General features: G+C 61.2%; 9 protein-coding genes. 8 read left to right on the forward strand and 1 reads right to left on the reverse strand.

What is annotated here, in order from left to right; translation table 11 throughout:
- The 5 genes from NKI66_RS32335 to NKI66_RS32355 form a co-directional block, all read left to right on the forward strand.
- Positions 1-190: IS3 family transposase (locus NKI66_RS32335; RefSeq protein ID WP_352754053.1), on the forward strand; the 190-nt coding region annotated here is incomplete at its 5' end.
- A gap of 170 nt (positions 191-360) precedes the next feature.
- Positions 361-582, forward strand: coding sequence for a hypothetical protein (locus NKI66_RS32340; protein WP_023814103.1), 222 nt, complete (start codon positions 361-363; stop codon positions 580-582).
- Positions 583-820: 238 nt separating this feature from the next.
- Complete coding sequence (locus tag NKI66_RS32345) at positions 821-1609, forward strand: GGDEF domain-containing protein (protein ID WP_023814104.1); 789 nt, start codon at positions 821-823, stop codon at positions 1607-1609.
- A gap of 296 nt (positions 1610-1905) precedes the next feature.
- Positions 1906-2868: a glycosyltransferase family 4 protein gene (locus NKI66_RS32350; RefSeq protein WP_023814105.1), complete on the forward strand. Its 963-nt coding sequence runs from the start codon at positions 1906-1908 to the stop codon at positions 2866-2868.
- A 148-nt stretch (positions 2869-3016) separates the two neighbouring features.
- The gene (locus NKI66_RS32355; RefSeq protein ID WP_031213887.1) at positions 3017-4243 is read left to right on the forward strand and encodes an anion transporter; all 1227 of its coding nucleotides are present in this window, start codon (positions 3017-3019) and stop codon (positions 4241-4243) included.
- On the opposite strand, the gene NKI66_RS32360 is transcribed toward NKI66_RS32355, so the two are convergent.
- Positions 4240-4827 (reverse strand): TetR/AcrR family transcriptional regulator, encoded by a 588-nt coding sequence (locus tag NKI66_RS32360; protein WP_023814107.1) that lies wholly within the window; start codon positions 4825-4827, stop codon positions 4240-4242. The two genes, NKI66_RS32355 and NKI66_RS32360, sit on opposite strands and share 4 nt — an antisense overlap.
- An 87-nt stretch (positions 4828-4914) precedes the next feature.
- Between NKI66_RS32360 and NKI66_RS32365 the strand changes: the two genes are divergently transcribed.
- From NKI66_RS32365 to NKI66_RS32375, 3 genes are all read left to right on the forward strand, one after another.
- On the forward strand, positions 4915-5838 hold the full coding sequence (locus tag NKI66_RS32365; protein WP_050592763.1) for a crotonase/enoyl-CoA hydratase family protein: 924 nt from the start codon (positions 4915-4917) through the stop codon (positions 5836-5838).
- Between the two features lie 131 nt (positions 5839-5969).
- Positions 5970-7292 (forward strand): serine hydroxymethyltransferase, encoded by a 1323-nt coding sequence (gene glyA, locus NKI66_RS32370; protein WP_031213889.1) that lies wholly within the window; start codon positions 5970-5972, stop codon positions 7290-7292.
- Between the two features lie 58 nt (positions 7293-7350).
- Positions 7351-8457 (forward strand): branched-chain amino acid ABC transporter substrate-binding protein, encoded by a 1107-nt coding sequence (locus NKI66_RS32375; protein ID WP_352754054.1) that lies wholly within the window; start codon positions 7351-7353, stop codon positions 8455-8457.
- Positions 8458-8607 lie beyond the last annotated feature (150 nt).

Raw genomic sequence — 8607 nt, forward strand, 5'->3', positions numbered from 1 at the left:
TATCGAGAGCTTCTTCGCAACACTCAAATCCGAGCTCTTCTACCCCAATACCTTCGAGAACGTTCAGAGCCTCAAGGCCAGCATCGAGGATTACATCCACTACTACAATCATGATCGCATCAAACTGAAACTGAAAGGGCTTAGCCCTGTGCAATACAGAACCCAGCCCTTAAATCTGCCGCCACCTTAAACCGTCCAACTTTAAGGGGTCAGTTCAGTCGGCTGGGGCCAGCGTATTATTTCGTTACTCTGCCTTTTCGGAACCTTCCCGCGCACGGCGCGTTCGGCCCGCTGTATTCGCGGACCCTCATATAAAAGTGGACAGGCGGGAGGCAAACAAGGGTGGGGAGGAGTGTTGCCATGTCGAAGCGAGAAATAGGCATATCTTCGGCTCTGGATCGGCGCATCGCCGACCTCAAGGCCAGGATGCAGGACGCCCGGATCACGGAATATGAAATGAAGACCTTTCAAAAAGTGGCTTCAGCCATGGGAGGCGACGGAGGCTCCCTGCGCCTCGATGCCGACGACCTGATCGCGGCATCCTTTGTCGTCGATGCGCTGAGTGAGCCGACGCTCAACTGACGACGAGCGGTCTGGCTTCGCGCGCCGTTTTGCCCTTGCTCGGCCGGCAATTGGCCCACGCCTTCAAGCTCTGAAACAGGATGGCTGCTTTCCAGCGGCCGTCTTGTGGCGTCTGTCGCAAGTCATCGACAGGGCCGGCGGGTTGGTTCCGCCGCCCGATATCGAATTGGAGGGAAAGTCTTATCAATTTGTTGGGGTTGGTGCGTCATAGTAGCGACGGCTAACGGAGTTGAACGCGATGAAGCTCGATCTGTCGCCGACGAGCTGGGGCAGGGTGATCGCTGTCACGGCAGTCGGTACGGCATTCTTCATTGCCGTGGCGTTCTTCGTCGATTCCTTCAATTTTCCCTATCTTTCGCCCGAGGCCGTGTGGCGGGCGCAGATGACCGACCTGATGCTGCCTTTGGTGCTGGGCGGCTCCTTTTTGTTTTTCCTGATGTGGAAGATTCGCCAGCTGGCCATCGCGCAGCGCGACCTCAGCGTCATCGCCGCGACCGACAGCCTGACGGCGGTGCTGAACCGTGGCGCTTTCTCGATGCTGGTCGAAGCTTATCTCGAGCAGACCCGAAAGCAGGAACAGACCCGTTCGGGCGCGCTGCTGATCATCGACGCCGACCACTTCAAGTCCATCAATGACCGTCTGGGTCATGATTGCGGCGATCAGGCACTCAAACTGATAGCGCAGGCGATCAAGGGGCAACTTCGTGGGGGCGATATCGTCGGCCGCATCGGTGGCGAAGAATTCGGCGTGTTTTTGCCCGGCGTGGATCCCTCGCAATCCTGGGTGGTTGCCGAAAGCATCCGCCGGCGTATCAGGGAGATGGAATTCTCACCCGGCGGCAGGCCTTGTCCGCTTTCCGTCAGCATCGGCGGCACAAGCTTTACCGGCCCGATCACCTATGAGGAAATCTTCTCCGCTGCCGACAAAAGGCTTTACACGGCCAAGTCGAACGGACGCGATCAAGTCAGCTTCGATCCGGCCGGAACGTCTCCGGCGCCTGCGCCCGGGGTCGCCACCGTGCATTGACGGCATAAATTTGCTGATGGCTGATCGGGAAGCTCTCGAAATCGACGCAGGCCGCTTTCTCGACGCTTCGATGCTTACAGTCATATGCCGGGGTTCCGATCTTTATGGATAGCATGCCGGCTCGATAGGCCATGGACTGCAACCGCTTACCGGTATACTCCCCCCGCGTTGGCGATGTTTCGTTGTCGGCAGAAACGGTTCTCACTCCTGAGTTTCCAAGGGTTACGGCCGACGTGCGATCATGATTTTTGACGCCGGCGAACAATGGCGGAAACGGTCAGGTAAGCACAGCTATTATGATCCATTTGTTCAACGGCTTTCAGGATCCTTTCGGTGGCAGTGACCTCAAGACCTTGGAACTCTATCGGCTGTTGAGCGCCGATTCGGACGTGCGCCTTTGGGCTGCGTCATCGCGGGCTTCAGATGAATTAATGCGGCAATTCCCGATACGTCGTATTTCCCCGCTTACGCGAAAAGTTCCGGATGGCGGCACTTACGTTTTTCTCGGAGCGCATTGGCGCAACAAGGTGTGGCCTTACCTGATCCCGCGGCCGCGCCGGCTGATCTACGACTTCAACACCCTTCATCCGAAGGTTCTCAACCTCACCACGCGCATGCCTCGGAGCTTGGGATGGCCCACCGCCGAGATAGTGCTTGTTTCCGACTTTCAGAAGCGATTGCTCCAAATCGACGGCACGGTGCACCCCTCTCCGATCGAGATCGAACGTTTTTCACCACGGCGTCTGGATTCGGATCGTCCGTTCACCGTCGGACGCTTGAGCCGCGATGGGCCGGGCAAACATCATCCCGATGACATACCCCTTTACGAGACATTGCTGGCCGAAGGTACAGCCTTGCGGATTCAGGGAGGGACAGGGCTCAAGGGCAGCCTCATGCCGCATCCGCAACTCGAGCTGTTGCCACCCGGCCAATTTATCGCCGAAGAGTTTCTGCAGACGCTCGACGTGTTTTATTATCGCACCGGTTGGCATGTCGAAACCTTCGGTCGCGTCGTGTTCGAGGCGATGGCCTGCGGCTTGCCCGTGGTCTGCCATTCATATGGAGGCTATTCCGACCATATCAGGCATGGCGAAAACGGTTTTCTGTTCGAAACGACGCAACAGGCGGCACGGATCCTGGCCGATCTCAAAGCCGATCCGGCGCTGCGGGCGGCAGTGGGCCTCAAGGCCCGGCAGACCGTCGAGCAGCTGTTTTCGCCGCAGGCACTGCGACAAAGGCTGGATTTCTATCTGCGTTAGCGGCACGTCATCCCTTGGCGGTGCTTGACGCAACAACATGCCTGGCTGTCTGTCGTCGATCTCGACATCGCGCTAAAGCAGGCACGCAAATCAGACCATTGGGGCTGACAGGCAGCGGCGCGCCACAGACTGGGCAGGACTTCTATCGATGACATTGATGGGCGCGGCGGCACTGCTGATCCTGATCCTGACTTACGCCGGTGTTGCCATCGGCCGCATCCCCGGCCTGCGCCTCGACCGGGCGGGGATCGCGCTTCTCGGCGGGGCCGCGATGATCGCCATCGGCGCGCTCAGCATGGAGGATGCCTACCGGGCGATCAATTTCGACACCATCACGCTTCTGCTCGGCATGATGATCGTGGTGGCGCATCTGAAAGTGTCGGGCGCCTTTCGCGGCCTTGGCGCCATCGCCATCGAGCACGCGCACGCGCCCTTCATGCTTTTGGTGATGGTGACGCTGCTGACCGGCGTGTTGTCCGCCTTCCTGGTCAACGACGCCATCTGCCTCGTCATGGCGCCGATCGTCGTCCACGTCACCCGCATCATCAAGCGCAACCCGATCCCCTATCTGATCGCCACCGCCACCGCGTCGAATTGCGGCAGCGTCGCCACCATCACCGGCAATCCGCAAAACATGGTCATCGGCGCGCTGTCGGGTATTTCCTATCCGGCCTTTTCGGCAGCGCTGGCTCCGGTCGCCCTTTTCGGCCTCGTGGCGGTCGTTGTCATCATTCGCATCGTCTACCGGGCCGAATTCGCCCGAACGGTCCAACTGACGCCCGAAGTCTCGCTTGGCCGCATGCACAAGGGGCAGGTGCTGAAGGCGGTGGTGGTCTGCATCGGGCTGGCAATCGCCTTCTTCGCCGGCGTGCCTGTCGCCAAGGCCGCACTCATCGGCGGCGCCATCCTCTTGCTCACCCGCGCCATCAAGCCCGAACGCATCTACCGCGAGATCGACGGTCCGCTGCTGTTCATGTTCGCCGGTCTGTTCGTTGTGGTCGCCGGCGCCGAAAAGACGCTTCTTTCGCCCGACATGATCGCTTCGGCCAAGAACCTCGGGCTGGGCGACGTCTGGCGCCTGTCCGGTTTCACCGCGGTGCTTTCCAACATCATGAGCAATGTCCCGGCCGTACTGGCGCTTCGGCCCTTCATACCGGGCCTCGAAAACCCCGAGCGTGCCTGGCTGGTCGTCGCCATGAGCTCGACACTGGCCGGCAATTTCACGCTGCTGGGTTCGGTCGCCAATCTGATCGTCGCCGAACAGGCACGAGCCGCCGGCACGACGCTGTCGTTCGGCGCTTTTTTCAAGGTCGGCTTGCCGCTGACGCTGATAACGCTGGCCGCCGGCACGGCATGGCTGGCGTTTGGGTTCTAGAGCTGGCTGCCTGAAATCCGCGCCCGCACAAGCGTTGCCGCGGCGCGGCCGGCGGCCTCGATGTAATCGGGGTTGCGGTGGATCAGCATGATCGAAAAGCAGCCGTCGATCAAAAGCACGATCTCGCGTGCCAAGGCGGGCGGCTCGCCGACGCCATGGTCCGACAAGGCGCCGGCCAGCCATGTTTCGAAATTCAGCTTGTGCCGCGCGCCGACCTTGACCGCCGGATGTCCGGGCATCGAGGCGAGTTCGGCGGCCGTGCGCAGGAAGCCGCATCCTTTCCATTTCGGGTGACGAGCGGACCTCGCCAGATTGGTGAAGATCGCCTCGACTTTGCGATCCGCGCCGCCTTCGGCAGCATCGAACCAGCCAGCCATCCGCTTCAGATTGGGTTGGTCACGGCCATCGAGATAGGCGGCGATGAGGTCGTCCTTGCTCTTGAAATGGTAATAGAGCGTGCGCTTGGTGAGACCCGCTTCCTCGGCGACGGCATCGACGCTGACGCGACCGATTCCTTCGGCATAGAAGAGCCTGGTCGCGGCATCGACAATGCGTTTGCGGGTAGGACTTTGCGTGTCAGGCATGAGCTTAGGTATACCGACTAGTGAATATACACAAGCGGAAAGAGGCATAGTCTTCCGGTCATCAGCATGATGAAGAAGGAAGAGCCAATGACCGATCTTGTCCTTAACGAAACCCGGGATGGGATTGCCATCCTCACCCTCAACCGGCCGGAGAAGCTGAACGCGTTGAACTATGCCCTGATCGATCGCCTGCTTGCGATCCTCGACGACATTGACGTCGATGACAGCGTCCGCGCAATCATTCTGACCGGAGCAGGGGAGCGGGCGTTTTCGGCCGGCGGCGACATTCCTGAGTTCTCGGCCAGCGTGGCGGTCGGCGTCGATGTCGCGATGCGTGATTTCGTCATGCGCGGGCAACGGCTGACGGCAAGGCTGGAAGCGTTTCGCAAACCCGTCATCGCTGCCGTCAACGGCATTGCCTTTGGTGGCGGTTGCGAAATCACCGAGGCGGTGCCGCTCGCCATCGCCAGCGACCGCGCTTTGTTCGCCAAGCCGGAAATCAGCCTTGCAATGCCCCCGACCTTTGGCGGAACCCAACGCTTGCCCAGGCTTGCCGGGCGCAAGCGGGCGCTCGAACTGCTGTTGACCGGCGACTGGTTTGCGCCGCCGCGGGCGCTTGAGCTGGGTCTCGTCAACGAGGTTGTGCCGCATGCCGAGTTGATGCCGGCCGCGATCGGCCTGGCCAGGCGTATCCTGCGGCACTCCGATCTGGCGATCGCCAGCATCCTCACGGCAGTGACGCGCGGCCTCAACCAGAGCATCGCCGAAGGCTTGGCTGTCGAGGCCGAGCAGTTCGCCCGCATGGCCCCGACCGCTGATCTGCGCGAAGGGCTGGATGCCTGGATCGCACGCCGCGAGCCGGGCTATGACGACTCGTGGACGCACATCACCCGGCCGGATGAAGCCAGGCGAGCGTCGCTGGAGCAGGACCGGCTTGCGGAACAGGACCAAGGCGCTGTCGTCGCCGGCACATGGCCTTCGATGTCTGGATGGAAGCGACCCTCAAAATAGGGCGGGGAGAGTAGACCTAGTTTTTCTAAGCCTAGGCGCTAGAACTACTCGCTTGCGCCATGCCGACCGACGGCTCCACCTTAGGCTCCATTCACAGCCGTATTGTCCGCCGGTTGGCAAAGGAGGCATCGATGGTCGCTCTCGCTCGCAGGCCCTGGGTTCCATCGCATTGCGACGAGTTTGCCCAGCAGTTGGCGCAGAAGACGAGCACTCAGAAGACCGATGCCGTCATGGCGGCAGTCAACAGGGGCATCGAGCTGAACCGTTCGATCCACGAGGCCGACTGCATCAACCTCAACCCGGCGACCAATGTGATGAACCCGAAGGCCGAAGCCGCACTCGCTTCCGGCCTGGGGTCGCGCCCGTCGCTTGGCTACCCCGGCGACAAATATGAGATGGGATTGGAGGGTGTCGAGCAGATCGAGGTGATCGCGGCCGAGCTGGCGGCCGACGTTTTCGGCGCCAGCTATGCCGAGATCCGGGTACCTTCCGGCGCGATCGCCAATCTCTATGCGTTCATGGTTGCAGCCAGGCCGGGCGACAGCGTCATTGTCCCGTCGCCGGCGATCGGAGGCCATGTAACCCATCATATGGCCGGCTGCGCCGGGCTCTACGGGCTCGATATCCACACCGCTCCAGTCGATGCCGACAGCTACACCGTTGACGTCGGCAAATTGCGCGACCTGGCCAGATCAATAAGGCCGAAGATGATAACGATCGGCAGCAGCCTCAACCTGCTGCCCCATCCCATTCGTGAGATACGGGAGATCGCCGACGAGGTCGGTGCGCTTGTTCTCTTCGATGCGGCCCATCTGTGCGGCATGATTGCCGGAGACGCGTGGCAACAGCCCTTGCAGGAAGGGGCTCATCTGATGACGATGAGCACCTACAAAAGTCTCGGCGGTCCGGCGTCCGGGCTGATCGTCACCAACGATGCGGTCGTTGCCGAAAAGCTCGACAGGATCGCATTTCCAGGCATGACCGCCAACTTCGATGCCGCCAAGTCGGCTGCCTTGGCGATCACACTTCTAGACTGGAAAGACCACGGCAAGGCCTACGCCGCGACGATGGCGCGGACCGCAAAGGCGTTGGCCGAAAGCCTTGCCGATCGCGGCCTGCCGGTTTTTTCGACCGGCAAGGGCTACACGACATCGCATCAGTTCGCCCTCGAGGCAGCCGAGTTTGGCGGCGGCCAGGCGGCGGCAAGGAAATTGCGGCTGGCCAACATCCTGACCTGCGGCATCGGCTTGCCCATAGACGCTGTCGACGGCGACATGAACGGGTTGCGCCTGGGTACGCCCGAGATCGTCCGCTGGGGCATGACCGAAGACGACATGCCGGCACTCGCGGCTCTCATCGCCAGAGGACTGCGCGGCAATGACGCCAGCGAACAAGTCGCGGCAGATGTCACGGCATTCCGGCGCCGGTTCAACAAGCTTCACTTTGTGAACTGACGCCTGAAGCGGCGGGAAAAGCCCGCCTTTCTCTAAAAAACAGGGGAATAAAATGCGCATGATCGTGCAGATGATGACTGCTGCCCTTATGACTGCGGCTGTTGGTGCGGCCAGGGCTGATATTGTGTTCGGCGTCGCCGGCCCGATGTCGGGGCCGAACGCCGCCTATGGAGAACAGTACCGCGTCGGTGTCGAGATCGCCGTTGAACGCATCAACGCCAATGGCGGCGTTCTTGGACAAAAGCTTGCCGTGTCGATCGGTGACGATGTCTCCGACCCGAAGCAGGGCGTTTCGGTCGCCAACAAATTCGTCGCTGATGGCGTTCACTACGTTGTCGGGCACTATAATTCCGGCGTCACCATTCCCGCTTCCGAGGTCTATGCCGAGAATGGCGTTCTGTTCGTGACGCCGACTGCCACCAACCCGATGGTGACGGAGCGCGGCCTGTGGAATGCCTTCAGGGCGTGCGGGCGCGATGATCAGCAAGGCTCCATCGCCGCCAAATTAGTTCTCGACCGTTTCAAGGACAAGAAGATAGCGATTGTCGACGACAAGTCGACGGCGGGCAAAGGCCTCGCCGACGAAATGGCCAAGGCCTATAACGCCGGCGGCGGCAAGGAGGTTCTCCATGAGGAGGTCAACCCGGGCGAGAAGGACTACAGCCCTCTCGTCACAAGGATCAAGCAATCGGGCGCCGACCTCGTCTACTATGGCGGTCAGCACACGGAGGCTGGACTGATTGTGCGCCAGATGCACGATCAGGGCGTCACCGCGATCCTGATGGGCGGTGACGGCATCTCCAACAGCGAATTCGGCGCCATCGGCGGTGATGGTGCTGTTGGAACCCTGATGACGTCGTTCCCCGACCCGGCAACGTTTGCAGAAGCCAAGGATGCCGTCGCCGATCTGAGGGCCAAAAACGTGCCCACCGAAGCAGTGACCCTCTACGCCTACGCGGCAACGCAGATTCTTGCCGAGGCTATCGCCAAAGCCAAGGCCGACGATCCAAAGGCCGTTTCCGATTATCTTCATTCCGGCGCCGGTATCTCGACGGTGCTCGGTTCGATCTCCTATGACGACAAGGGGGATATCAAGCAGCCCGGGTTCGTCGTATTTGAGTGGCAGAAGGTCGACGGCAAGCTGACCCCGGTCGCCCTCAAGTAGAAACACCGCGTCGGGGGGGGGGGGGCCGCCCCCCCCCCCCCCCGTGGGGGGGGGGGCCCCCCCCTCGCCGCGGGGGGGGGGGCTCCGCGCGGCGCTCTACGAGGACCACCACCCCGTCTCACGATCTTCGCTTCGCTGCGATCATGAGCC

The organism is Mesorhizobium sp. M0518 (assembly GCF_040321125.1).
Lineage (GTDB): Bacteria > Pseudomonadota > Alphaproteobacteria > Rhizobiales > Rhizobiaceae > Mesorhizobium.

Bases quoted from the DNA above. Each gene is read 5' to 3' on its own strand.
- NKI66_RS32340 (WP_023814103.1), top strand. From the start codon at position 361: ATGTCGAAGCGAGAAATAGGCATATCTTCGGCTCTGGATCGGCGCATC.
- NKI66_RS32345 (WP_023814104.1), top strand. From the start codon at position 821: ATGAAGCTCGATCTGTCGCCGACGAGCTGGGGCAGGGTGATCGCTGTC.
- NKI66_RS32350 (WP_023814105.1), top strand. From the start codon at position 1,906: ATGATCCATTTGTTCAACGGCTTTCAGGATCCTTTCGGTGGCAGTGAC.
- NKI66_RS32355 (WP_031213887.1), top strand. From the start codon at position 3,017: ATGACATTGATGGGCGCGGCGGCACTGCTGATCCTGATCCTGACTTAC.
- NKI66_RS32360 (WP_023814107.1), bottom strand. From the start codon at position 4,827: ATGCCTGACACGCAAAGTCCTACCCGCAAACGCATTGTCGATGCCGCG.
- NKI66_RS32365 (WP_050592763.1), top strand. From the start codon at position 4,915: ATGACCGATCTTGTCCTTAACGAAACCCGGGATGGGATTGCCATCCTC.
- glyA (WP_031213889.1), top strand. From the start codon at position 5,970: ATGGTCGCTCTCGCTCGCAGGCCCTGGGTTCCATCGCATTGCGACGAG.
- NKI66_RS32375 (WP_352754054.1), top strand. From the start codon at position 7,351: ATGATCGTGCAGATGATGACTGCTGCCCTTATGACTGCGGCTGTTGGT.